The sequence below is a fragment of the Streptomyces sp. JN8 genome, assembly GCF_055808075.1.
In genome coordinates, this window is record NZ_CM147852.1 from 4,810,507 (window position 1) to 4,834,774 (window position 24,268).

At 72.8% G+C, this 24,268-nt stretch carries 19 protein-coding genes and 1 tRNA gene; 12 read left to right on the forward strand and 8 right to left on the reverse strand.

Features of this window, described 5'->3' with window-relative positions:
• Nucleotides 1-58 precede the first annotated feature (58 nt).
• The 6 genes from ACY0MR_RS21310 to ACY0MR_RS21335 all read left to right on the forward strand — a co-directional run bounded on the left by ACY0MR_RS21310 (nucleotide 59) and on the right by ACY0MR_RS21335 (nucleotide 8,127).
• Nucleotides 59-976, forward strand: a complete 918-nt coding sequence (locus ACY0MR_RS21310; RefSeq protein ID WP_388806635.1) for an LLM class F420-dependent oxidoreductase — start codon at nucleotides 59-61, stop codon at nucleotides 974-976.
• A 10-nt stretch (nucleotides 977-986) separates the two neighbouring features.
• Entirely contained in the window at nucleotides 987-1,748 is a 762-nt protein-coding gene (locus tag ACY0MR_RS21315; RefSeq protein WP_473554716.1) for an SDR family NAD(P)-dependent oxidoreductase, read from the forward strand.
• 99 nt (nucleotides 1,749-1,847) lie between these two features.
• Nucleotides 1,848-2,972 carry an LLM class flavin-dependent oxidoreductase gene (locus ACY0MR_RS21320; protein WP_392866138.1) on the forward strand — a complete coding sequence of 375 codons (1,125 nt, stop codon included), beginning with the start codon at nucleotides 1,848-1,850 and terminating at the stop codon, nucleotides 2,970-2,972.
• Between the two features lie 145 nt (nucleotides 2,973-3,117).
• Entirely contained in the window at nucleotides 3,118-4,857 is a 1,740-nt protein-coding gene (locus ACY0MR_RS21325; RefSeq protein ID WP_473554720.1) for an N-acyl-D-amino-acid deacylase family protein, read from the forward strand.
• A complete protein-coding gene (locus ACY0MR_RS21330; protein ID WP_473554722.1) occupies nucleotides 4,854-6,305 on the forward strand; it encodes an aldehyde dehydrogenase family protein in 1,452 nt (483 codons plus the stop codon). Before ACY0MR_RS21325 ends, ACY0MR_RS21330 begins: the two co-directional genes overlap by 4 nt.
• 238 nt (nucleotides 6,306-6,543) lie before the next feature.
• A complete protein-coding gene (locus tag ACY0MR_RS21335; RefSeq protein WP_451059696.1) occupies nucleotides 6,544-8,127 on the forward strand; it encodes an APC family permease in 1,584 nt (527 codons plus the stop codon).
• A gap of 87 nt (nucleotides 8,128-8,214) precedes the next feature.
• Here the strand turns inward: ACY0MR_RS21335 and ACY0MR_RS21340 are convergent, their stop codons facing one another.
• Nucleotides 8,215-8,418 (reverse strand): hypothetical protein, encoded by a 204-nt coding sequence (locus tag ACY0MR_RS21340; RefSeq protein WP_361854174.1) that lies wholly within the window; start codon nucleotides 8,416-8,418, stop codon nucleotides 8,215-8,217.
• Between the two features lie 92 nt (nucleotides 8,419-8,510).
• Nucleotides 8,511-9,251 carry a GNAT family N-acetyltransferase gene (locus ACY0MR_RS21345; protein ID WP_388806623.1) on the reverse strand — a complete coding sequence of 247 codons (741 nt, stop codon included), beginning with the start codon at nucleotides 9,249-9,251 and terminating at the stop codon, nucleotides 8,511-8,513.
• Between the two features lie 155 nt (nucleotides 9,252-9,406).
• On the opposite strand from ACY0MR_RS21345, the gene ACY0MR_RS21350 reads away from it, so the two are divergent.
• From ACY0MR_RS21350 to ACY0MR_RS21360, 3 genes are all read left to right on the forward strand, one after another.
• Nucleotides 9,407-10,237: an LLM class F420-dependent oxidoreductase gene (locus ACY0MR_RS21350; protein WP_451059694.1), complete on the forward strand. Its 831-nt coding sequence runs from the start codon at nucleotides 9,407-9,409 to the stop codon at nucleotides 10,235-10,237.
• 111 nt (nucleotides 10,238-10,348) lie between these two features.
• Complete coding sequence (locus ACY0MR_RS21355) at nucleotides 10,349-12,934, forward strand: bifunctional FO biosynthesis protein CofGH (protein WP_404085246.1); 2,586 nt, start codon at nucleotides 10,349-10,351, stop codon at nucleotides 12,932-12,934.
• Between the two features lie 254 nt (nucleotides 12,935-13,188).
• Nucleotides 13,189-14,307, forward strand: coding sequence for an ADP-ribosylglycohydrolase family protein (locus tag ACY0MR_RS21360; protein ID WP_388806617.1), 1,119 nt, complete (start codon nucleotides 13,189-13,191; stop codon nucleotides 14,305-14,307).
• An 83-nt stretch (nucleotides 14,308-14,390) separates the two neighbouring features.
• On the opposite strand, the gene ACY0MR_RS21365 is transcribed toward ACY0MR_RS21360, so the two are convergent.
• On the reverse strand, nucleotides 14,391-15,173 hold the full coding sequence (locus tag ACY0MR_RS21365) for an SDR family oxidoreductase (protein ID WP_388806615.1): 783 nt from the start codon (nucleotides 15,171-15,173) through the stop codon (nucleotides 14,391-14,393).
• Nucleotides 15,174-15,267: 94 nt separating this feature from the next.
• Between ACY0MR_RS21365 and ACY0MR_RS21370 the strand changes: the two genes are divergently transcribed.
• A complete protein-coding gene (locus tag ACY0MR_RS21370) occupies nucleotides 15,268-16,101 on the forward strand; it encodes a hypothetical protein (RefSeq protein ID WP_392866147.1) in 834 nt (277 codons plus the stop codon).
• A gap of 105 nt (nucleotides 16,102-16,206) precedes the next feature.
• Here the strand turns inward: ACY0MR_RS21370 and ACY0MR_RS21375 are convergent, their stop codons facing one another.
• The 3 genes from ACY0MR_RS21375 to ACY0MR_RS21385 all read right to left on the reverse strand — a co-directional run bounded on the left by ACY0MR_RS21375 (nucleotide 16,207) and on the right by ACY0MR_RS21385 (nucleotide 18,452).
• The gene (locus ACY0MR_RS21375; RefSeq protein ID WP_015034281.1) at nucleotides 16,207-16,407 is read right to left on the reverse strand and encodes a DUF397 domain-containing protein; all 201 of its coding nucleotides are present in this window, start codon (nucleotides 16,405-16,407) and stop codon (nucleotides 16,207-16,209) included.
• Nucleotides 16,408-16,652: 245 nt separating this feature from the next.
• Complete coding sequence (locus tag ACY0MR_RS21380) at nucleotides 16,653-17,513, reverse strand: helix-turn-helix domain-containing protein (RefSeq protein WP_073916242.1); 861 nt, start codon at nucleotides 17,511-17,513, stop codon at nucleotides 16,653-16,655.
• A 240-nt stretch (nucleotides 17,514-17,753) separates the two neighbouring features.
• Nucleotides 17,754-18,452 carry a GOLPH3/VPS74 family protein gene (locus tag ACY0MR_RS21385; RefSeq protein WP_148003783.1) on the reverse strand — a complete coding sequence of 233 codons (699 nt, stop codon included), beginning with the start codon at nucleotides 18,450-18,452 and terminating at the stop codon, nucleotides 17,754-17,756.
• Nucleotides 18,453-18,806: 354 nt separating this feature from the next.
• Between ACY0MR_RS21385 and ACY0MR_RS21390 the strand changes: the two genes are divergently transcribed.
• Both ACY0MR_RS21390 and ACY0MR_RS21395 read left to right on the forward strand, forming a co-directional pair.
• Nucleotides 18,807-21,224: a D-alanyl-D-alanine carboxypeptidase family protein gene (locus ACY0MR_RS21390; protein WP_473554729.1), complete on the forward strand. Its 2,418-nt coding sequence runs from the start codon at nucleotides 18,807-18,809 to the stop codon at nucleotides 21,222-21,224.
• Between the two features lie 491 nt (nucleotides 21,225-21,715).
• Nucleotides 21,716-23,479, forward strand: a complete 1,764-nt coding sequence (locus ACY0MR_RS21395; RefSeq protein WP_473554731.1) for an MFS transporter — start codon at nucleotides 21,716-21,718, stop codon at nucleotides 23,477-23,479.
• A gap of 84 nt (nucleotides 23,480-23,563) precedes the next feature.
• Here ACY0MR_RS21395 and ACY0MR_RS21400 read toward each other — a convergent pair whose 3' ends face one another.
• Nucleotides 23,564-24,001: a hypothetical protein gene (locus ACY0MR_RS21400; protein ID WP_388806606.1), complete on the reverse strand. Its 438-nt coding sequence runs from the start codon at nucleotides 23,999-24,001 to the stop codon at nucleotides 23,564-23,566.
• Between the two features lie 129 nt (nucleotides 24,002-24,130).
• Nucleotides 24,131-24,206: transfer RNA gene (locus tag ACY0MR_RS21405), tRNA-Arg, on the reverse strand.
• Between the last annotated feature and the right edge of the window lie 62 nt (nucleotides 24,207-24,268).

The window sequence follows — 24,268 nt, forward strand, 5'->3', positions numbered from 1 at the left end:
CGATGAAGTGACGATCCGTCAGATACGGGCCGGGTGCCCGGGCTTCGAGGGGGTTGCCGTGGTGGTCTACGGGATGCAGCTGCCGGTCCAGTCGCAGAGCGTGATCTACGCCGAGCCCTGGGAGGCGGGCGCCGGGCCCGCCGACCTCCTCGCCGTCGCCCGCGCCGCCGAGGAGCACGGGTTCGACTACCTCGCGGGCTGCGAGCACGTCGCCATCCCGCGCCGGCTCGCCGAGGCCATGAGCACCGTCTGGTACGACCCCGTCGCCACGCTCTCCTTCCTCGCCGCCGCGACCGAGCGGGTCCGGCTGCTCTCGCACGTGGCCGTCGTCGCGCTGCGCCATCCGCTCGCCACAGCCAAGGCGTACGCGACGCTCGACCACCTCTCCGGCGGCCGCCTGGTGCTCGGGGTCGGCGCCGGACACGTCCAGGAGGAGTTCGAGGCGCTCGGCGTGGACTTCGCCCGCCGGGGCGCCGTCCTCGACGAGACCATGGACGCCCTCCGGGCCGCGCTCGGGCCCGAGGAGTACCCGGAGCACCTGGGGGAGCGGTTCGCCTTCAAGGACCTCGGGCAGCTGCCCCGGCCCGCGCAGGAGCGCGTCCCGCTCTGGGTCGGCGGGTCGTCCCCGGCCGCCGTGCGCCGCGCCGCCCTCAAGGGAGACGGCTGGCTGCCGCAGGGCGACCCGCGCGAAAGGCTCGCCGAGCAGATCCGGAGACTCCTGCGGCTCCGCGCCGAGGCCGGGATCGCGGAGCCGATCACCGTCGGCGCGATCGCCGAGCCGCTGTACGTCGGCACGCCCGGCTGGCCCGTCGGCCGCCGCACCCTGAGCGGCACCCCGGAGGAGATCGCCGCCTCCCTGCGCGCGTACGGGGAGATGGGCGTGCACCAGATCCAGGTCAGGTTCCGGTCCCGGAGCCGTACCGAACTCATCGACCAGATGGCGGCCTTCGGCACGGAGGTCGCCCCTCATCTCTAGGGGTGTCGACATGGGCTCACTCGACGGGCGGGTCGTCCTCGTCACCGGCGCGGCGCGCGGGCAGGGGGAGCAGGAGGTCAGGCTGTTCGCCGCGGAGGGGGCCAGGGTCGTCCTCGCGGACGTGCTCGACGAGGCCGCCGCCGCGCTGGCCGAGGAGCTGGGGAAGGAGCGGGCGGTCGCCGTCCGCCTGGACGTGACCAGGGAGGAGGACTGGGCCGCGGCCGTGGCCGTCGCCAGGGAGCGCTTCGGGAAGATCGACGGGCTCGTCAACAACGCCGGCATCCTCCGCTTCCGCGAGTTGCTCGCCACCCCGCTGGAGGAGTTCCAGGCGATCGTCTCCGTCAACCAGACGGGATGCTTCCTCGGCATCCGCGCCGTCGCCCCCGAGATCGCCGCGGCCGGCGGCGGGACGATCGTCAACACGGCCTCGTACACCGGCCTGACGGGGATGGCCGGGGTAGGGGCGTACGCGGCCTCCAAGCACGCCGTCCTCGGGCTGACCCGGGTGGCCGCGCTCGAACTGGCCGGGAAGGGGATCCGGGTGAACGCGGTCTGCCCCGGCGCCATCGACACGCCCATGAGCAACCCGGAGGGCGTGGACCCGGCCGCCACCGCCGCGCTGTACCGCAGGCTCGTGCCGCTCGGACGGATCGGGCGCCCGGACGAGGTGGCGGCCCTGGCGCTGTTCCTGACCGGGGACGACTCGGCGTACATCACGGGCCAGCCGTTCGTGATCGACGGCGGCTGGCTGGCCGGGGTCAGTCTGTTCTGACGACTCGTCAGGTATTGACGCCCATGGCGCTCGGTGCGACAGTCGGGCACATCGCAGATCTGACGACTCGTCAGAAACTTACGAGGACGGTGAACCCCCTTGGAATTCGGGATCTTCGTACAGGGATACGTCGGCAAGCGCGCCGAGACCGATCCCGAAGCCGAGCACAAGGCCCTCATGGAGGAGACCGAGTACGTCATCCAGGCGGACAGGTCGGGCTTCAAGTACGCCTGGGCCTCGGAGCACCACTTCCTGGAGGAGTACTCGCACCTCTCCGCCAACGACGTCTACCTGGGCTACCTCGCCCACGCCACCGACCGGATCCACCTCGGCTCCGGCATCTTCAACCCCCTCGCCCCCGTCAACCACCCGGTGAAGGTCGCCGAGAAGGTCGCCATGCTCGACCACCTCTCCGGCGGACGCTTCGAGTTCGGCTCCGGCCGGGGCGCGGGCTCCCACGAGATCCTCGGGTTCATGCCGGGCATCACCGACATGAACCACACGAAGGAGCTGTGGGAGGAGACGATCGCCGAGTTCCCCAAGATGTGGCTCCAGGACGAGTACGTCGGCTTCCAGGGCAAACACTGGTCGCTGCCGCCCCGCAAGGTCCTGCCGAAGCCGTACGGGAAGTCCCACCCCGCCATGTGGTACGCCGCCGGCTCCCCGCCCTCGTACGCCATGGCCGGCAGGAAGGGCCTCGGCGTCCTGGGCTTCAGCGTGCAGAAGGTCTCCGACATGGAGTGGGTCCTCGACTCCTACAAGACGGCCATCAAGGAGGCCAAGGCCGTCGGCGACTTCGTCAACGACAACGTCATGGTGACCTCGACCGCGATCTGCGCCGAGACGCACGACAAGGCGGTCGAGATCGCCGTCGGCGGCGGTCTGAACTACCTCCAGTCGCTGCTCTTCCGCTACCACGACACCTTCCCGCGGCCCGAGGGCATCCCCGAGTGGCCGGAGCTCCTCCCCGAGTACTCCGCCGAGATCATCGAACTCCTCATCCAGGAGGAGCTGATGATCTGCGGCGACCCCTCGGAGGTGCTGGCCCAGTGCAAGCGGTGGGAGCAGGCCGGGGCGGACCAGCTCTCCTTCGGGCTGCCGATCGGGATCTCGTACGAGGACACGATGAACTCGATCAGGCTGATCGGCGAGCACGTGATCCCGAAGATCGACACGGACCCGGTCCACCGCACGACCCGCTTCCGTCAGTCCGCCGGCGCCTGAGGGCCCCGCGCCGGCGGGCGGTGCACGACGAGCGCGGGGCGGTGTCTTCCCGGACCGCCGCCCCGTACCGGCCCCGGCCGGAGGCCGTTCCGCGGCGGCCCCCGGTCCGGGGCACACCCGTGTCCGCGTCCAGAAAGGGACCGTCATGCTCGACCACCTGATCACGGGCGCCACCGTCGTGGACGGCACCGGCGCCCCCGCCCGCACCGCCGACGTCGGCATCCGCGACGGCCGGATCGCCGTCGTCGCCGAGCCCGGCACCGTCCGCGAGGAGGCCCGGACCACCGAGGACGCCACCGGTCTCGTCCTCACGCCCGGCTTCGTCGACCCGCACACCCACTACGACGCCCAGCTGTTCTGGGACCCGTACGCCACCCCGTCCATGAACCACGGCGTCACCACCGTCGCCGGCGGCAACTGCGGTTTCACCCTCGCCCCGCTCCACCCGGACCGGCCCGAGGACGCCGACTACACGCGCCGCATGATGTCCAAGGTCGAGGGGATGGCCCTGAAGGCCCTGGAGGAGGGCGTCGACTGGTCCTGGTCGTCGTTCGCCGAGTACCTCGACGCCCTCGACGGGCGGATCGCCGTCAACGCCGGCTTCATGGTCGGCCACTGCGCCCTGCGCCGGTACGTGATGGGCGCCGACGCCGTCGGTGGACAGCCCACCCCCGAGCAGCTGGCGCACATGGTCGCCCTGCTCAAGGAGGCCATGGAGGCCGGCGCCTGGGGGCTCTCCACCACCCAGTCGGCCACCCACTCCGACGGCGACGGCGCCCCCGTCGCCTCCCGGCACGCCGGCCCCGAGGAGCTCATCGCGCTCTCCCGCGCCGTCGGCGAGCACGAGGGCACCCAGCTCGAAGCGATCCTGGCCGGCTGCCTCGACCAGTTCTCCGACGACGAGATCGAACTGTTCGTCGAGATGACCGCCGCCGCGGGACGCCCGCTCAACTGGAACGTCCTCACCATCGACGCCGCCGTCCCCGAACGGGTCCCGCGCCAGCTCACCGCCTCCGAGCGGGCCCGGAAGTCCGGCGGCCGGATCGTCGCCCTCACCATGCCGATCCTGACCCCGATGAACATGTCCCTCGGGACCTTCTGCGCCCTCAACCTCATCCCCGGCTGGGGCGAGATCCTCGGGCTTCCCGTCCCCGAGCGGATCGCGAAGCTCCGCGACCCGGAGGTACGGGCCGGGATGCTGCGGCGGGCCGACTCCAAGGAGGCCGGGGTCTTCCGGCGCCTCGCCCACTTCGGGCGGTACGTCATCGGGGACACCTACAGCCCCGGGAACGAGGGCCTCACCGGCCGCGTCGTCGACGACATCGCGGCCGAGCGCGGCCAGGACGCCTTCGAGTGCCTCGTCGAGATCTGCGCCAACGACGGGCTCCGGACGGTCCTGTGGCCGATGCCCAGCGACAACGACCCGGCCTCCTGGGCGCTGCGCCGCGAGACCTGGGACCACGAGGACGTGCTGCTCGGCGGCTCGGACGCGGGCGCCCACCTGGACCGGATGTGCGGAGCGCCCTACACGACCCGGTTCCTCGGCGACTGCCTGCGCGGCCGGAGGCTCGTGCCGCTGGAGCGGGCCGTGCGGATGCTGACCGACGACCCGGCGCGGCTCTTCGGGCTCCGCGAGCGGGGCCGGATCGCCGAGGGCTTCCACGCCGACCTGGTCCTCTTCGACCCGGAGCGGATCGACGCCGGACCCGCGACGCTCGTGCACGACCTGCCGGGGGACAGCCCGCGGCTCGACTCGCGGGCCGTAGGGATCGTGTCGGTGCGGGTCAACGGCGTGGAGACGGTGCGGGACGACGAGGTGACCGGCGCGGTACCGGGGAAGGTGCTGCGCTCGGGCCGCGACACGAGGACGGTGGCGACCAGGTGAACCAGAGGCTCTTCATCGGCGGGGAGTGGGTCGAGCCGGCCGGCGGGCACTACGAGGTGGTCGACCCGGCCACCGAGGAGGTCGTCGGGCTCGCCCCGGAGGCCTCCCGGGCCCAGGTGTACGACGCGGCCGCCGCGGCCCGCGAGGCCTTCGCCTCCTGGTCCCGGACCAGACCGGAGGAGCGGGCGGCGATCCTCGACCGGGCCGCCGACCTGATGGCGAGGGACGCCGAGGCGAACACGCTCCTGGCCCGCGCCGAGACCGGCGCCACCACCGGCACCGCGCGCGGCATGCAGGTGGCCGTCGGCGCCGCCCGGTTCCGGCGGTACGCCCGCGGGGCGATGGAACCGGTCGAGCAGGCGCTGCCCCCGCAGATCAACGAGGCCGGCCCGATGGGGAAGGCCGGGGTGTTCGGCGCGGTCGCGGTGCGCCGCCCGGTCGGCGTCGTCACCTGCATCACCTCGTACAACAACCCCTGGGCCAACCCGGCGGGCAAGGTCGCCCCCGCGCTCGCCATGGGCAACACGGTCCTGGTGAAGCCCGCCCCGCAGGATCCGCTCTCCGTGTACGCGATGACCCGGGCGCTGGAGGAGGCGGGCGTCCCGGCGGGCGTCGTCAACGTGGTCACCGGCTCCTCGGTGGAGGCGGGGCAGGCGGCCGTGGACTCGCCGGACGTCGACATGGTGTCGTTCACCGGTTCCACGGCGGTGGGGCAGGCGATCGGCGAGGTCTGCGGCCGCACGCTCAAGCGGCAGCTGATGGAGCTGGGCGGCAAGGGCGCCGCGCTCGTCCTCGACGACGCCGACCTCGACTCGGCGGTGCTGGGCATCGGGACGACCTTCTCCTTCTACAGCGGGCAGATCTGCACGGCCCCGACCCGGGTGCTCGCCCAGCGCGGGATCTACGAGCGGCTGGTCGAGAAGCTCACCGGCTATCTGGCGTTCATGACGGTGGGGGACCCGGCGGAGCGGGGCACGATCGTCGGCCCGGTGATCTCGGCGGCCCACCGCGACCGGGTGGAGGCGTACGTGGAGCTGGGCCGGAAGGAGGGGGCGCGGGTCGTCGCGGGCGGCGAGCGGCCGGACCTCCCGAAGGGCTTCTACGTGGCCCCGACGCTGCTCGCCGACTGCACGAACGAGATGCGGGTGGTGCGGGAGGAGATCTTCGGGCCGGTCGTGGTGGTGGTCCCCTTCGACGACGAGGAGGAGGGGATCGCGCTCGCCAACGACAGCGACTACGGGCTGCTCGACTACGTGTGGTCGGGCGACGTGGCCCGCGCCTTCCGGATCGCGGCCCGGCTGCGGGCCGGCGGGGTGGGCGTGAACACGATCGGACGGAACATGGAGGCGCCGTTCGGCGGATTCAAGCGGAGCGGGGTCGGACGGGACGTGGGCTCGTACGCGCTGCACGCCTACAGCGAGCTGCAGGCGGTGGTGTGGCCGGGCTGACGGCGCCCGCGAAAATTCCTCGGGAAAATTTCCAAACGGACATTTCGGACCGAGCTGCGGTTCCCGCATATCGGACACGGACCGACCGACCTACCAGTTGGTCGGTCCGTGCCGGTGGTCGATCTTTCAATCATTGGCATGCGGCCGCTTCGACCCGGGCAATGCAAGGCGGTGATCGATCGAGTGCGCGGATTCAGATCCTCCGGATATGGAAACCGCAGCACTTAACGTCCTGTTCATGACTCAGGTGGATGCGCGGCCCCAGGCCGGAGACACGGTAAGGGGCGTCAACGCTCCGGGTGGCGGCGACGGCGCGGCCGATGCCAACGGCGTCCGCACCAAAGGGCTCGGCGGGAACTCCGTCGGCCTCCTCGGCAGCGCCGTCATCGGCATCTCGACCGTCGCCCCGGTCTACTGCCTGACCTCGACGCTCGGCTCCACCGCCGGCGAGGTCGGCCTGCAGATGCCCGCGATCTTCCTCGCCGGCTTCCTCCCGATGCTCCTCGTCGCCTTCGCGTACCGGGAGCTCAACCGGGTCATGCCCGACTGCGGCACCTCGTTCACCTGGACCGTGAAGGCCTTCGGGCCCAGGATCGGCTGGATGTGCGGCTGGGGCCTCGTCATCGCGACGATCATCGTCCTCTCCAACCTGGCGGGCGTCGCGACCTCCTACTTCTGGCTCCTCGCCGGTGAGATCAGCGGCAGCGGGTCCATCGCCGCCCTGGACGACAACAAGGCCGTCCACATCGTCACCTGCCTGGCCCTCATCGCCGCGGCCACCGCGATCAGCTACCGCGGCATGACCGCCACCAAGGGCGTCCAGTACACCCTCGTCGGCCTCCAGCTCGTCGTCCTCGCCGTCTTCGTGGGCATGGCCCTGACGAAGGCCGGCTCCTTCGAGACCTCGGTCGACTTCTCCTGGTCCTGGATGAACCCCTTCGCGGTCCAGTCCTTCGCGGCCTTCACCGCCGGCCTCTCGCTCTCGATCTTCATGTACTGGGGCTGGGACGCCTGCATGGCGACCAACGAGGAGACCACCGGCAGCGCCAAGACCCCCGGCCGCGCCGCGCTCATCGCGATGGTCGTCCTGGTCGGCTCCTACCTGGCCACCGGCATCGCCGCCCAGATGGTCGTCGGCTCCGGCGAGAAGGGCCTCGGCCTCGCCAACCCGGAGACCTCCGACAACGTCTTCGCCGCGCTCGCCGGCCCGGTCATGGGCCCCACGCTCGGCGTGCTGCTCTTCGTCGCGGTCCTCGCCTCGGCCGCCGCCAGCCTCCAGACGACGTTCATCCCGGTCGCCCGCACGGTGCTCGCCATGGCCACCTACGAGGCCCTGCCGAAGTCCTTCACCAAGGTCCACCCGATCTTCAAGACCCCCGGCAAGGCCACGATCGTCGCCGGAGTCGCCACCGGCGCCTTCTACACCGTGATGACCCTGCTCAGCGAGAACGTCCTGGTCGACACCATCTACGCGCTCGGCCTGATGATCTGCTTCTACTACGCGCTCACGGCCTTCGCCTGCGTCTGGTACTTCCGCGGCGAGCTCTTCCGCTCCGGCCGGGACTTCGCCTACAAGGGCCTGATGCCGCTCCTCGGCGGGCTCATGCTCACCGCCGTCTTCGGCAAGACCCTCTACGACATGTGGGACCCGGCCTACGGCTCCGGCTCCGCGGTCTTCGGCGTCGGCTCGGTCTTCGTGATCGGCGTCGGCCTGCTGCTCATCGGCGTGGTGATCATGCTGGTCATGCAGCGCCGCAGCCCCGCCTTCTTCCGGGGCGAGGTCCTGACGAAGGAGACCCCGTCGCTGGTCGTCGCCGACTGAGCCCGGTGCGGCCCTCCTGAGGCATTCGAACGCGAAGGTGGCGGGCCCGTGGGGGGTCCCGCCACCTTCGTCCTTCCCTCCGCCCGCTCAGCGTCCGGGGAGCAGGCGCTCCACCGCCGCGTTCGCCGGCGGCAGGTCGGGCGTACCGGCCGGCTTGGCCTTCGGGGTCAGGACGCCGCTGAGCGGCACCACCGACGGCAGGCTCGCGTCGGCGGCGGCGGTCCCGGCGGCGGCGAGGCCGCCGGACGCGGCGAAACAGGTCAGGGCGACTGCGGTGAGCATCTTCTTCATGCCCGCACCAACGCGGACGACGGCGATCCGGTTACGAGCCCGCCGCCGGGCCCCGGCCGCGACCGGTCCGCGGCGCCGTCCGACGCCCCGCGTCACGCCTCCGCGATGAGCGCGGTCGCCACCGTGCGGAAGCCGAGCCGCCCGTAGAGCCTCGCCACGTCCCCGTCCGAGGCCGACAGGAACACCAGGTCCACGCCCCGGGACCGGGCGTCGGCCACCAGGGCCGCCGTCACCGCGAGCCCGAGGCCCCGGCGCCGGGCCGCCGGGACGGTGCCGACGCCGACGACCTCGGAGACGCCCCCGACCGGCTGGTGCTGCCCGGCCGAGAGCGCGGTGCCGGTGTCGTCCAGCGCGGCCGACAGATGCGTCAGACCCGCCGTGATCCGGTCCGCGACCTGGCCCGCCACCTCCGGCCCCGGCTCGGCTCCGAACGCCGCGTACGGCGCGGCGACCGCGCTCGCCAGGAACGGATCGCGCGCCCCGACCATCCGCACGGTGACGCCCTCGGGCCCGGCCACCGGCAGCGCCTCGCCCTCCAGGACCATCAGCGGATGCTCGTGCACGGCGAGCCCGCTCGCCTCCACGGCCGCCCGCAGCCCCGGCGTCGTCTCCGCCACCCACTCGAACGCCTCGGGCGCCCCCAGCTCCCGCTGCCGCGCCCGCACCCGGTCCACGTCGGCGACGGTCACCTCCCCCTCGTACCCGAGGGAGGGCCGCGCGTAGTACGGCCAGCCGGGCCCCTCCCGCACGAACAGGGTCAGGGGCCCGAACTCCTCGGCGCGGGCGGCGGAACGGGGAACGGCGTCGTAATACGTCTCGATTCGCTTCAGCACGGCCACACGCTAGGCCCCGCCGCCCGACCCCCGCCCGGGTATTTCCGCCCCGCCCGTGCGCGTACGGGGCGCGTGCCCGCGCCCGTTCGGCCCGTGCGGCACACGGATGCGTCGTACCCCTCGGAAATCCACGCCGCACCCCCTACCGTGCCGCTATGCGGATCTCGACCACGATCTTCCTGACCGACGAGACCATCGCCCCCGTGCGGCTCGCGCGCGAACTCGAACAGCGCGGGTTCGGCGGGCTCTACCTCCCCGAGCACACCCACATCCCCGTGGCCCGGGACACCGACTACCCGGCGGGCGGCGAACTGCCCCGCGAGTACGGCCGCACCCTCGACCCGCTCGTGGCCCTCGGCCAGGCCGCGGCCGTCACCGAGCGCCTGGCGCTCGGCACCGGCATCACGCTGATCACCGAGCACGACCCGATCGCCCTCGCGAAGCAGATCGCGACCCTCGACCACCTCTCCGGGGGCCGCTTCACCCTCGGTCTCGGCTTCGGCTGGAACAAGGAGGAGGCCGCCGACCACGGCGTCGAGTGGTCGACCCGCCGGGAGCTCGGCCGCGACCGCCTCGACCTGATGCGCGCCCTCTGGGCTCCGGAACCGACCGCGTACGACGGCGCGTTCGGCCACTCCGTCCGCCCCTCGGAGGCCTGGCCGAAGCCCGCGGGCGGCGCGCCCCGCATCCTGCTGGGCGGTGCGGCGGGCCCGAAGCTCTTCGCGCAGATCGCCGCGCAGACGGACGGCTGGATGCCGATCGGCGGCCGTGGCCTGACCGAGGCGCTGCCGGTCCTCAGGGAGGCGTGGGAGGAGGCGGGCCGCGACCCGAAGGCCCTGGAGGTCGTCCCGTACGCGGTCCTCCCGACCAGGGGCAAGCTCGACCACTACGCGGAGCTGGGGTGCCAGGAGGTCGTCCTCCAGCTCCCGCCCGAGGGCGAGGCGGAGGTCCTGCGCGTCCTGGACGCCTACGCCGAGTACCTCTGAGCGCCGTAGCGCCGGGCGGTGGGCGGGGAGACGGACGGCCGGGTGGCCGGATCCGCCGCTTCCTGCGGGGACCCGAAGCCCGCTCCCGGCACCCGCTCGTATGCTCGGTCCATGACGGATGACCAGGAAGCCCGCCCCTCCGCGAACGCGATGCGCCGTGCTCTGAAGCGGGCGCGGGACGGGGTCGCCCTCGATGTCGGCGAGGCGGCCGTGCTGCTGCGGGCGCGGGGCGGGGATCTGGCGGACCTGGTGGCCTCGGCGGGGCGGGTCCGCGACGCGGGCCTGGAGGCCGCGGGGCGGCCGGGGGTCATCACGTACTCGAAGAGCGTGTTCATACCGCTGACCCGGTTGTGCCGGGACAAGTGCCACTACTGCACGTTCGTGACCGTCCCCGGCAAGCTGCGCAGGGACGGGCACGGGATGTTCATGTCCCCCGACGAGGTCCTGGAGATCGCCCGCCGGGGTGCGGAACTGGGCTGCAAGGAAGCCCTGATCACGCTGGGCGACAAGCCGGAGGACCGGTGGCCCGAGGCCCGCGAGTGGCTCGACGCGCACGGCTACGACGACACCCTCGCCTACGTCCGGGCCATGGCCATCCGGATCCTGGAGGAGACCGGACTGCTGCCCCACCTGAATCCCGGGGTGCTGTCCTGGACCGACTTCCAGCGCCTCAAGCCGGTGGCGCCGTCGATGGGGATGATGCTGGAGACGACCGCGACCCGCCTGTGGTCCGAGCCCGGCGGTCCGCACTACGGCTCGCCGGACAAGGAGCCCGCGGTGCGGCTGCGGGTCCTGGAGGACGCCGGCCGCTCCTCCGTCCCCTTCACCTCCGGCCTCCTCCTCGGCATCGGCGAGACCCTTGAGGAGCGGGCCGAGTCCCTGTTCGCGCTCCGGCGGGTGGCGCGGGCGTACCACTCGGTGCAGGAGCTGATCATCCAGAACTTCCGCGCCAAGCCGGACACGGCGATGCGCGGGATGCCGGACGCGGAGCTGGACGACCTGGTCGCCACCGTCGCCGTCGCCCGGCTCATCATGGGCCCCTCCGCCTGCCTCCAGGCGCCGCCGAACCTCGTCGACTCCGCGTACGAGCGGCTGATCGCCGCAGGGATCGACGACTGGGGCGGCGTCTCGCCGCTCACCATCGACCACGTCAACCCCGAGCGGCCCTGGCCCCGCATCGAGGAGCTGGCCGCCCGGTCCGCCGCGGCCGGTTTCGAGCTGCGCGAACGGCTCTGCGTCTACCCGGAGTTCGTCACCCGCGGCGAGCCGTGGCTGGACCCCCGGCTGCTGCCGCACGTGCGGGCCCTGGCCGACCCGGAGACCGGTCTCGCGAACCCGGACGCGCCGGTGCGGGGTCTGCCGTGGCAGGAGCCGGACGAGGCGTTCACCGCCGCCGGCCGCACCGATCTGCACCGCACGATCGACACCACCGGCCGCACCCACGACCGCCGCGAGGACTTCGACGAGGTCTACGGGGACTGGGACGCCCTGCGCGAGGCCGCCGCCCCCGGCATGGTCCCCGAGCGCGTCGACGCCGACGTCCGCGAGGCCCTCGCCGTCGCCGCCGACGACCCGACCGGGCTCAGCGACGCGCAGGCGCTCGCCCTGCTGCACGCCGACGGGCCCGCGCTCGACGCGCTGACCCGGATCGCCGACGACGTCCGCAGGTCCACCGTCGGCGACGAGGTGACCTACATCGTCACCCGGAACATCAACTTCACCAACGTCTGCTACACCGGCTGCCGCTTCTGCGCCTTCGCCCAGCGCCGCACCGACGCCGACGCCTACACCCTCTCCCTGGACCAGGTCGCCGACCGCGCCGCCCAGGCCTGGGACGTCGGCGCCGTCGAGGTCTGCATGCAGGGCGGGATCCACCCCGACCTGCCCGGCACCGCCTACTTCGACATCGCCCGCGCGGTGAAGGAGCGCGTCCCCGGCATGCACGTCCACGCCTTCTCCCCGATGGAGGTCGTCAACGGCGCCACCCGCACCGGCCTGTCCATCCGCGAGTGGCTCACCGCCGCCAAGGAGGCCGGACTCGACTCGATTCCCGGCACCGCCGCCGAGATCCTCGACGACGAGGTCCGCTGGGTCCTCACCAAGGGCAAACTGCCCACCGCCACCTGGATCGAGGTCGTCACCACCGCCCACGAGCTGGGCATCCGCTCCTCCTCGACGATGATGTACGGGCATGTGGACCAGCCCCGCCACTGGCTGGGCCACTTCCGCACCCTCTCCCGCATCCAGCAGGAGACGGGCGGCTTCACCGAGTTCGTGACGCTGCCCTTCATCCACACGAACGCGCCGGTCTACCTCGCCGGCATCGCCCGCCCGGGCCCGACCGCCCGCGACAACCGCGCGGTCATCGCGATGGCCCGCCTCCTCCTCCACCCGCACATCCCGAACATCCAGACCAGCTGGGTGAAGCTCGGCACCGAGGGCGCCGCCGAGATGCTCCGCTCGGGCGCCAACGACCTCGGCGGGACCCTGATGGAGGAGACGATCTCCCGCATGGCCGGGTCGAGTTACGGCTCCTACCGCTCGATCCAGGACCTCGAGGCCATCGCCGAGGCGGCGGGCCGCCCGGCGAAGCCCCGGACGACCCTCTACGGCGACGTGCCCGAGGAGCGGCAGCGCACGGCGAGGGCGTCGGACGGACACCTCCCGGAACTGCTGCCGGTCCTTCCGCGGGAGTAGCGGGGTCAGCCGACGCCCAGGTCCTTCTTCAGCTCCTTGAGCTCCCGGTCGGCGATGCCGAGGCCCTTCCGCAGGCAGCCGCGGAACGAGGGGCGTTCATGACGCGGATCGTTCAATTCATGCTCAAACCTCAGGTGAACTACGGTCGAAAGTGGACTGAAAGGCTTCGGATCGCATAACGTTCCGGACCCCGAGCGGACGTACCCGGTCCATTACAGTGCTGCGCAGACCGGTCTACGGGGGGAGGGCACGACGTGGCCACGACAGCCGCGGCCGTGTGGGGCCGCGCCGAACAGCAGGACTTCCGCGCCCGCGTACGGGGCTGTCTGCTCGGCGGAGCCCTCGGCGACGCCCTGGGCGCCGGGGTCGCGGGGCTCACCCTCGCCGAGATCCTGGAGCGGCACGGACCTGACGGACTCGGGGAGCCCGCGCCCGCCTTCGGGCGCCGCGGCGCCGTCACCGCCGCCACGCAGATGGCGCTCTTCACCGTCGACGGCCTGATCCGCGCTCAGGTCCGCCGGGACACCGGCGCCTGGCACCCGCCCACCGACGTCCACCGGGCCCATCTCCGCTGGGCCGCCACCCAGCGCGACTGGGGCCCCGACGAGCGCCGCAAGGACAACGGCTTCCTCGCCGGCGAGGAGTGGCTCTACGCCCGCCGCGACCCGTCCCGCGCCTGCCTCACCGGCCTCGGCGACGAGATCCTCGGCACCCTCGACAAGCCCAAGAACCCGGAGGCCGCCGACTCCGGTGCCCTGGTCCGCTCGGCACCCTTCGGGCTGCTCGTCGGCTGGGAGCCGCAGCTCGTCTGCCAGCTGGCCGTGGAGTGCGCCGTGCAGACCCACGGCGCCCCGGCCGCCGGCCTCGCCGCCGGAGCCTTCGCGGTCGTCGTCCACGGCCTGGCGCGCGGCGGCTCCGTGGAGGCGGCCGTCGAGCGGGCCCTCGGTCAGCTGGCGGAGCGCTCCGGCCACGAGCCGGTCACCGAGGCGCTGGGCCGCGCCCTCGGAGCCGTACGCGAAGGGGCCCCCGATCCGGAGCGGGTGGCCGCCCTCGGGGCGGCCGAGGACCGGGCCGAGGGGCAGCTGGCGGCGGCCGTGTACTGCGCGCTGGTCGGCGAGGACGTCCGGCACGGGCTGCGGCTCGCGGTGAACCACGGCGGGCCGTCGGCGGTGACCGGGGCGCTGACGGGCGCGCTGCTCGGCGCCCTGCACGGCGAGACGGCCCTCCCGCCGGCCTGGCTGGCCGAGCTGGAGGGCCGTGCGACGGTGCTGGAGATCGCGGACGACTTCGCGATGGAGATGACGCAGGGGGCCGCCCTGCACGGCCCGGTGGAGTCGTCGCCGGGCTGGCTCGCCCGCTACCCGAGGGGCTGACGGGAGCCGCCGGTCGACGGGCGCCGCACTCCAGGTGCTGACCGGCCCGCGTGATGCCCCGGTCCGGAAGGCCCCCGCCGGTGTCAGCGCATCAGCTCACCCGCGTTGACGAGCAGGGACTGCCCCGTGATCGCGCGCGCCCGGTCCGAGGCGAGGAAGGCCGCCGCCTCCGCCACGTCCCCGTCCGTCGCGAGCTCCGGGAGCGCCATCCGCTCGGTGAGCCGGGCGAGCACCTCCTCCTCCGGGACCTGCTCCGTGTGCGCGGTGAACTGGACGAAGGCCTGCACCGGCGGGCCCCACATCCAGCCGGGCAGCACGGTGTTGACCCGGATCCGGTGCGGCCCCAGCTCGTGCGCCAGCGAGTACATCGCCGAGGTGAGCGCCCCCTTCGAGGCCCCGTACGCGGCCTGCCGCACCTGCGAGGGCGCGGCCACCGACGACTGCGTGCCGATCAGGACGACCGACCCCCCGCGCACCTTGAGCGCCGGCAGGCAGGCCCGGGTCATCCGCAGGGTCCCGAGCAGGTTGACGTCCAGGACCCCCTGCCAGGTGGCGAAGTCGGCGTCCTCCAGGCCGCCGAAGTAGGAGTCCCAGGCGGCGACGTGCACCACCGCGTCGATCCCGCCGAAGCGCTCGGTGGCGAGGGCCGCGAGGGCCTCGCACTGCCCCTCGTCGGTGATGTCCGTGACCCGGTAGGCCGTGCGCCGGCCCTCGGGGTCCAACGCGGCGGCGGACTTGGCGAGATTGGCCTCGGTCCGGGCACCGAGGACCGCGTTCCCGCCGTCCCGCACGACCGCCTCGGCGACGCGGTGGCCGAGCCCCGCGCCGACTCCCGACACGACGACCGTCTTCCCCTGGAGCAGCATCCGGACCCCTCTCAAGCCTGGCCAAGTATCTGACGGTCCGTCAGAGTGGTGGTCAGGTTAGGTCCCCGTCACCGACTTGGGAAGAGGTGCGAGTGTGAGCGAGGAGACCCGCAGCGACACGTACGCGGAGCTGGCGTCCGTCGGCCCGTACGGGGTGCGCCCCGGCCACGCCCTGATCACCATGGTCGAGCCGCACCCGGGCCACGAGTACGCCTACAACCGCTGGTACGAGGACGACCACTACTACGCCGGCGCCATGGCGATGCCCTGGATGTACGCGGGCCGCCGCTGGGTCGCCACCCGCGAACTCCAGGAGCTCCGCGTCCCGGAGAAGTCCGCCGTCGCCCGGCCCGTCACCGCCGGCTGCTACCTCTCCACGTACTGGATCACCGAGGGCCGCTACGACGACCACATGAAGTGGACCGTCGGCATCAACAAGCGCCTCAACCGCGACGCCCGCGTCCACCAGGAACGCACCCACGTCTTCACGGCGTTCCAGGACCACGAGGCGACCGTCTACCGGGACGGGGCGGCCGGCCCGCGCGACTTCCACGCCCTCGACCACCCCTACGCGGGGCTGATCCTCCAGGTCGTCGACGCGGAGGGCCCCGAGGAGCGCGCGACCCTCCTCGCACACCTCAGGAACCGGGAGCTCCCCCGCCGCCTCGCCGGCTCCCCGGCGGCGATGGTCACCGTCTTCCGTCCGACCCCGCTGCCCGGCGACCGCATGACGTACGTGAAGCAGGTCGAGGGCGTCGACACCCGCCTCACCCTGCTGTGGTTCCTGGAACGGAACCCCGCGGAATGCTGGACGGACCACTTCGCGGACCTGGAGACCCTGGGCGGCGGAACGGCCCGGGTGGAACTGGTGGCCCCCTTCATCCCCACGGTGCCGGGAACCGACCTCTACGTGGATCGGCTGCGGTAGCGGGCCGACCGCCCGCACGGAGGGAAAGGCCGAGCCCCCTCGGCCAGGACGGCGGACCGGTCGAGAGGGCTCTTGCGCACTGCGGAGGACGTCGAGCGGCGGGGCTCAGAGGGCCCCGTTGCTGACCTCGCCGACGAAGGCGTTCCACGATCCCGGTCCGAAAGAGAGGGAGGGGCCCTCGGGGGCCTTGGAGTCGCGCACCGCGATCGCGGTCACGAGGGGGGACTTCACTTCGACGCAGGCCCCGTTCCCTCCGGAGTACGAGGACTTCGTCCAGGTGTCGGTGCCACCCTGAATAATCGCCATGCTGCTCAGCTCCGGTTCTGCCAGTGGATGTGTCGCGCCAACGTCTTGCCGGCGTGATCGACGCTACTCGTCGGTCCCGTCCACCGTGACCGGCGTTCACACGTCCGAGTGGCATATTCCAACGGGGCTTCCGTGGGAGCGAGTACGCCGTGTACCGTACCCGCCCCGCCGCATTCCGGACCCCCGGAGCAGCGCTTTCCGGGCCCGGGACACGGGCCCCGCGACCCGGCCCCGAACACCCCGGATCAGCCCCTGGCGTGCTTCTTCACCATCTCCGAGATGAAGTCGCGGGTCTGCTCGACGTTCAGCGCCTGCGCCCGCAGGTGCTCGTACATGACGCTGTACTTGCCGACGTCCTGCGCCTTCTCCAGGTACAGGTCGCTCGTCACGCCCTCGATGTAGACCACGCTGGAGTCGGACGTGTCCGGGAACTCCAGGATCGAGTACTGCCCGCTGATCCCCGGGTGCGCGCCCATCTCGAACGGGATCACCTGCACCGTGACGTGCGGCAGGTGCGACTGCTCGATGAGGTGCTCCAACTGCTCCACCATCAACTGCCGGCTGCCCACGATCCGGTGCAGCGCACCCTCGTCGATGACCGCCCACAGGCGCAGCGGACGCTCCTCGTCCCGGATGCGCTCCTGGCGGCGGGTGCGGACCGTGACCCGCTTCTCGATGTCCGCTGGCGTCGACTCCGGCAGCGCGCCGGTGATGACCGCCTCCGCGTACGCGTGGGTCTGGAGCAGCCCGGGGATGATCTGCGGCTCGTACATCCGCAGGCTCTCCGCGTCCGTCTCCAGACCGATGTAGACGCTGTACGGGATGTCGCCGAAGGCGTGCCACCAGCCCTGCTGGCGCGAGTCCTTGGCCATCTGCATGAGCGAGTCGACCATGCGCTCGTCCTCGACCTCGTACACGCCGCAGAGGTCGCGCACATCGCGCTGGCTGATGGAGCGACGGCCGTTCTCCAGCCGGCTGATCTTGGACTGGGAGACGAGGAGACGTTCGGCGACCTGCTCCGCCGTCATGTTCTTCGCTTCCCGGAGCTTGCGCAGCTCCTGGCCCAATCGGCGTCGCCTGACGGTGGGGTTGACGTTGGACGCCACGGAAACTGCACCTCCGGCTGTCTGCTGCGTAGCTGTGGGTATCTACCGCTTGGCAGACTGCCACCAAAAGCCGGGTGTGCGCTGGGAAACGACCACACCGCCCGCGACCACGCCGTTTGCGCGGCGGACCACCGGACCCCCCGGGGGAAGCGCGGCAAGCGCGCGTGTGCGGGGCGGCCGTCCAGACCGCCCCGCACACCTGTGCGGCTCCCGGGTTGGTTCTGTGCTGTGCCCGGGGTGCTAGTGCGCCGCCGCGCGGGCCATGCTGCCGCGAGGCTGCGCCGGGACACCCGCGGCGCTCCGGCGCGGCTGTGCCGCCGCGCCGTTCTGGACGTCCATCACGGCGTGCGCCACGAGTCCGCCCATGGGGTCGTGCCGGATCAGATCGCGCAGCCGGGACCGCGACGACCGTCCTTCGTTGCCGGGGTAGAGGTGCTTGCCGAGACCGACCGCGTGGGCCAGCGCGGCAAGCGCCGCGGTCCGCGGGTCCGGCGGTACGCCGGTGCGGATCGCACTGTCCAGCCGGGAACGGATCTCCCGACTGATCGCCGTGTCCGTCGCCTGGTAGCGAGTCGTCGGCAACACCCCGCACATCTGGCCCTCCACGGCATGCACCATGCCGCATCGCTCCAGATGCGAGAGATACGTCTGACGGAGCCCCAGTCGGGGTCCGCCGATCCAGTGGACGGCCCGAACCGGACTGCCACGCCTGCGCAGCAGCTCCAGTGCGGAGTCCAAGGTCGGATCTCCGGTCGGCCGTGGCATCACCACGGCGATACGATCCCCGTCAGGGGCTATCCGGCCTGCCATCGCCAGCTCCACTAGCTGTGCTCCGGCCAGGCCGAGGTCGAGCGACTGCGGCTGCGCTGTGGTACCCGTGGTCGGGTCCAGAGCGAGCAGCAGAAGCTCCTCCGGAATGGTTCTGCGGCTCCTGCCCATCCATGCCTCCCCGCGTGGATGAATGACAGGGTGACCCCTCTCACATTCATCTGTCGAGAGTGCCTGGGTGGTTCATCCGGGAACCAGTAGGTATGTCGTTCTCGTCTAGCACGGGGGCCAAGGGGTCCACACAGGACACTGGTACACGGACCGGTACACGGTCCGTACGTACGCACGACGCATGGAGGAGGCACGGTGGCGGGCGAGTCCCCCGACAAGGCGGAGCAGCAGGGGTCGTCTCAGGAGACGGCGGCCTCGGGCGGCGGCGGCAGGGATCCTCGGCTTTCCGTTCTCCATGATTCGGACGCCTCGCCGGCGGCTTCGGTTGCGCCGTCGCGGGCGTCGGCGGTTCAGGTGGACCAGCCGACGGCCGTCTTCAAGACCCTGACGCCGCGGACCCCCGAGGACGACGCTCCGGCGCAGGAGCGCCCGGAGCGTCAGGAGGAGCCCCGGGAGCCGGAGACGACCGAGCCCGCCGGGAAGGCCGCGGAGGCCGCCGAGGCCTCCGAGGCCGAGTCCGGCGCGGAGAAGGCGCCGGAGCCCGGGAGCGACCGCCTGAAGGCCGCCGTGGCGGCGTGGGTGGCGACGGCGGAGGAGCCGGAGAAGGCAGCCGCGGCGGAGCGGGCCGGAGACGGGGCCGAGGCGTCCGCGAGGGCATCCGACGGGGCCGACGGGGACGTGGCGGACGCGGACGTCGCCGCCGACGAGGCGGGAGCCAAGGACGCGGGCGACGCGGACGCGGCCCGGGCGGACGCGAACGACGGGGAGACGGACGGTTCTGACGCCGACTCCGATGCCCGCGCCGACTCCGGTGCCGGCGCCGATGTGGATGCCGGCTCCGCCGACTCGGGCTCCGGCTCCGAGGCGGCGGACGACGAGCCGGTCGCGGAGAAGGCAGCCGCGGCGGAGAAGCCCGCCGCGGAGTCCTGGTTCGCGGCGCGGAAGCCGGCCGCGGACGCGAAGCCGGCGGGCGCGAAGCCGGCCGACGCCGCCGTCCCCGCCGTCGCCGACGCGGACGGCGCCGACCGCGACGGCAGCACCGGTGGCGACGACGGCACCGGTGGCGACGACCGCGCCGCCGACGGCGCCGTGGACGCCGCCGACCGCGCCGCCGACGACGTCGAGGACAAGCCGGTCGACCAGCCGACGACGATGTTCAAGGCCGTCCGGCCGCCCGTCGACCAGCCCACGACCGCGCTGAAGCTCCCGTCCTCGCTCACCGGCAAGGGCGGCTCCGGCCGCTCCGCCGCCGACGCGGACAGCGAGCGCACCAGCACCTTCCTGCCGCTGCGCGCGGACATCCCGGCCGACCAGAAGGCCGAGCAGGCCGCCCGCGCGGCCGCGGCGCCCCCCAAGGCGCCCGAGGCCCCGAAGCCGGCCGGCGCCGCGCCCGTACCGCCGAAGGCGCCCACCGCGGCCGCGGCTTCGCCCGCGCCGGCGCCCGCGCTGACCGAGCCCGAGCGGACGCGGCAGCAGCCGCTCCCGCCGCTGCCCCCGCTCGACCTGCTGGCCGAGCTGACGAACACCCCGCCCCCGCCGCCGACCCCGCTGCGGACGACCGTCCGCCGGGTGCGGATCTGGACGCCGCTGATCCTGCTGGTGCTGATCGTCTTTGCGATCGTGCAGATGGTCCGCCCGCTGCCCGCGCCCCAGCTGACCCTCTCGGCCGCCCCGACCTTCAGCTTCCAGGGCGGCGAGCTGAAGCTGCCGTTCCCGGCCGAGGGACAGGGCGCCGTCGAGGTCGAGGGCGTCGGGTCCATGGGCACGTACGGCGCCCAGAAGCCCGCCCCGATCGCCAGCGTCACGAAGACGATGACGGCGTACGTGATCCTCCGCGACCACCCGCTCAAGGGGAGCCAGAAGGGCCCCGAGATCGAGATCGACCAGAAGGCGGCCGATCAGGGCAAGGCCGAGCACGAGTCGACGGCGGCGGTCCAGAAGGGCCAGACGTACTCGGAGAAGGAGCTTCTGGAGCTCCTCATGATCCCCTCCGCGAACAACGTGGCCCGGCTGCTCGCGCGCTGGGACGCCGGTTCGGAGGCCGCGTTCGTCGAGAAGATGAACGCCGCCGCGAAGGACCTGGGCATGACGCGGTCCACGTACACGGACCCGTCCGGTCTGCTCGACAGCACGGTGTCGACCCCGCAGGACCAGCTGAAGCTGGCGAAGGCGGTCATGCAGTACGACGTGTTCCGCGAGATCGTGAACATGCCGAACGTGACGGTGGACGGCATCCCCGGCCGGATCGAGAACAACAACAACATCCTGCTCGAACCGGGTGTGAGCGGCATCAAGACCGGCTCGTCGACCCCGGCGGGCGGCAACCTCCTGTGGTCGGCGAACACGATCGTCGACGGCCAGAACCGGCGCATCCTCGGCATCGTGATGGGCGCGAAGGACGCGGACCAGCTCGGCCAGAAGCTCCAGCTCGCCATCGACAACAGCCTCAAGATCATCCAGCAGGCCCAGAAGGACGTCACCTCCGCGGCCGTCATCCGGAAGGGTCAGGTCATCGGCTACGTCGACGACGGCCTCGGCGGACGGACGCCGGTGGTGGCGACGAAGGAGCTCAAGGCGATCGGCTGGCCGGGCCTCCAGGTGAAGCTGGCGCTGACGGACGGCGGCAAGGCCGTCCCGCACGCCGGCAAGGCGGGCGACGTCGTCGGCCAGGTGTCGATCGGCACCGGCGCCGGCAGGGTCAGCTCGCCCGTCGCGCTCCAGGCGGACCTGGCGGAGCCGGGCTTCGACAAGAAGCTGACCCGCGTGGGCTGACCGCGCGGACCGGCCGGTGGTGGGGGCCGCCTCGCGGCTCGGGCCCCGCGGTCCGGCCCCGCCCCGTCGGGACCGGCCCCGCGGTCCGGCCGCCGCGCCGCTCGGGACCGGCCCCGCCCCGTCGGGGCCGGTTCACCGCCCCCGTCGGGACCGGCCTCGCCACCCGCTCGGCTGGGCTCCCCGGGTTCTCCCGAGGGCCCAGCTGTTAGCGTTTTCCCGGGGACGAGTACGACGCGTGACACACGCGAGAGCAGCGAGACGGGCAGCACGGGAAAGGGCCGCAGTTGACCACCGCCGAGCCGACACGCGCCGACCGCGCGGACTCAGCCCCCGACCCAGCCCCCGACCCCCTCCTCGACTCCCCCCACGACGACGGCCGCACCGAGGGCCGTACCGACGGCCGAACCGGAGGCCGCAGCGATGCCCGGACCGACCCCGCGAAAGCCGCTGCCGACGCCGATGACGCGTCCCTTGATTCGCTCCCGCGAATAGTGCTCCCGGCGCAGCGGCCCGCCCCGGCCCCCACCGCGCCGGCCCGGGCCCCGCGGCGGAAGCGCCGCTACACGGTCCTGGCGGCCACCGGCCTCGCGGCCGTCACCCACATCCTGTGGTTCTTCTTCTTCGCGAACAGCGGCGGCGACCTGGCCGCGCAGGACGCGTGGGCCGAGTTCGTCGGCCGGCACCCGGATTCGGCGTACAACCTCGCCTGGTACGGCGGGATGCACCCCGTCTCGTACAGCGTGGTGTCCCCGTACCTGATGTCGATGCTGGGCGTGCGCAGCACGATGATGGTCGCGGGGACGCTGTCGGCGGGGCTGACCGCGCTGATCCTGGTGCGGGTGCGGGCGGTCCGCAATCCGCTCGCCTGCTCGGTCGCGGGCGTCTTCGCCTTCCTCTGCAACGCGCTGTCGGGGCGGGTGACCTTCGGCCTCGGCATGATGTTCGCGCTCGGCGCGGTCGCGGCGGTGTTCTGCTGGCCGCACCGCTGGCGCCGCAAGCGCTGGGCGAAGGCCGCGGTCGCGGCGCCGCTCGCCGGCCTGGCGACGGCGTGCAGCCCGGTGGCGGGCCTGTTCCTGGGGGTCGCGGCGGCGGCGCTGTTCCTGAACCGCCGCCGTCCGGGTGCGTACGCCCTCGGCCTGGCGCCCGTGGCGGTCGTCGCCCTGTCCTCCTGGCTGTTCCCCTTCTCCGGGACGCAGCCGATGGCGTTCGGCTCGACGGCGCTGCCGCTGCTGTTCGGCGCGCTGGTCCTCGTCCTCGTGCCGAGGGACTGGCGGACGGTGCGGGTCGCCGCCGCCGTCTACACCGTCGGCACGCTGCTGACCTGGCTGATCGACTCGCAGATCGGCTCGAACATCTCGCGGCTCCCGATGCTGTTCGCGGGCGTCGTGCTGCTGGCGGCCCTGCCGTACACGGCGCCGCGCTCCCGCCGCTGGTACGCGCTGGTGCTGGCCTTCGCCGGCCTGAACTTCTGGATCGGCTTCAAGGGCGTCGACGACGTGATCCGCACCGCCCCGGACGCCTCCTGGGCGCGGGAGCTGGCGCCGCTGATCAACCAGCTCCAGGTGCGCGACGCGCGCAAGGCGCGGGTCGAGGTCGTACCGGCGTCGAGCCACCGGGAGTCCTCGGCGCTGAGCCCGTACATCAACCTGGCGCGGGGCTGGAACCGCCAGGCGGACATGGAGCGCAACCCGCTCTTCTACGACGACACGCTGAACGCGGTGAACTACGAGGAGTGGCTGCACCGCTGGGCCGTCCACTACGTGGTGCTGCCGACGGGCGCGCCGGACTCGGGCGCGGAGCAGGAGGCGGAGCTGGTCGGGGACGGCCTGCCGTACCTGGAGCAGGTCTGGTCGGACGAGAACTGGCGCCTGTACGAGGTCGCGAACCCGACGCCCCTCGCGAACCCGCCGGCGGTGGTGCAGAGCGCGGAGGAGAACGAGGTCGTGATCCGCGTCGAGACCCCGGGCCGGGTCCTCATCCGCGTCCCGTACTCCCCGTGGCTGGCGCTGGTGGACGAGCAGGGCGGCAAGATCGAGCCCCCGCAGGAGACGGAGGCGTCGAAGCTGGCCCGCGAGGACGCGGAGACCGAGATCCCGAAGGTCTTCGCGAACGAGGAGGGCTGCCTCTTCAAGACGGAGGCGGACGCGGAGGGCGACGAGTGGACGCAGCTGGTCGCCCCGAAGGCGGGCGTCTACCGCCTGGCGGCCCCGTACAAGCTCTCCCGGGGCACGCCGTGCCCGGAGGAACTCCGCTGAGCGGATGAGGCCGGGGTCGAGCGCGGTCCGGGGCGGGTACGGCGAGGCATCCGGTTCGACGAGCGCCAGGGGCGGGTGCGACCGTCACGGACGCCGGTAGCCGGCCAGCATCCGCCGCATGGCGACGGCGTGCCCGCCGCTGCCGATGACGAGCGCCCGGTAGACCCGCCCGGCCGCCCCGGGAAAGACGGCGCGGGTCTCGGCACGGAGCCGGCAGCGCCCGTCGGGCCGCTCCTCGACCCGGAGGACGAGGCTGTACGAGGAGAACCGGTGCCGCCCCTCCAGCGCGAGCTCCTGCCCCGGCACGAGCCGGGCGACCCGGAACCCGGGGAACTCGGACCCGTCGCCGAGCGGCCGGACGCCGCCGCTCCGACGGGGAACGGCCCGCACGAGCCGCGCGTACAGGGCGCCGCCGGGCGTGGAGAGGGACCGCTCGACGCGGACGAGCAACCGCCGCCAGGTCTCCTCGCCCCCGGCGTCCACGACGACGACGTGCTCATCGACGAACGGCAGCAGACTCACGGCACTCGCCTCCGGTGGACCGAGGGACATCGGCGCAAGGAGCGTACGCCGGACCGGACGCGGGGCGGGGCGGATGCGGACGGCGGAAGGGGCCCACCTCCGGAATCCGGAGGTGGGCCCCTTCTGAACTGGTGCCCCCGGCAGGATTCGAACCTGCGACACCCGCTTTAGGAGAGCGGTGCTCTATCCCCTGAGCTACGAAGGCGGACGGGGACAGCGTAGCGGACGGGTGTGGGGGCTTGCTGCGGTGATGGGGCGTTGCGGTGG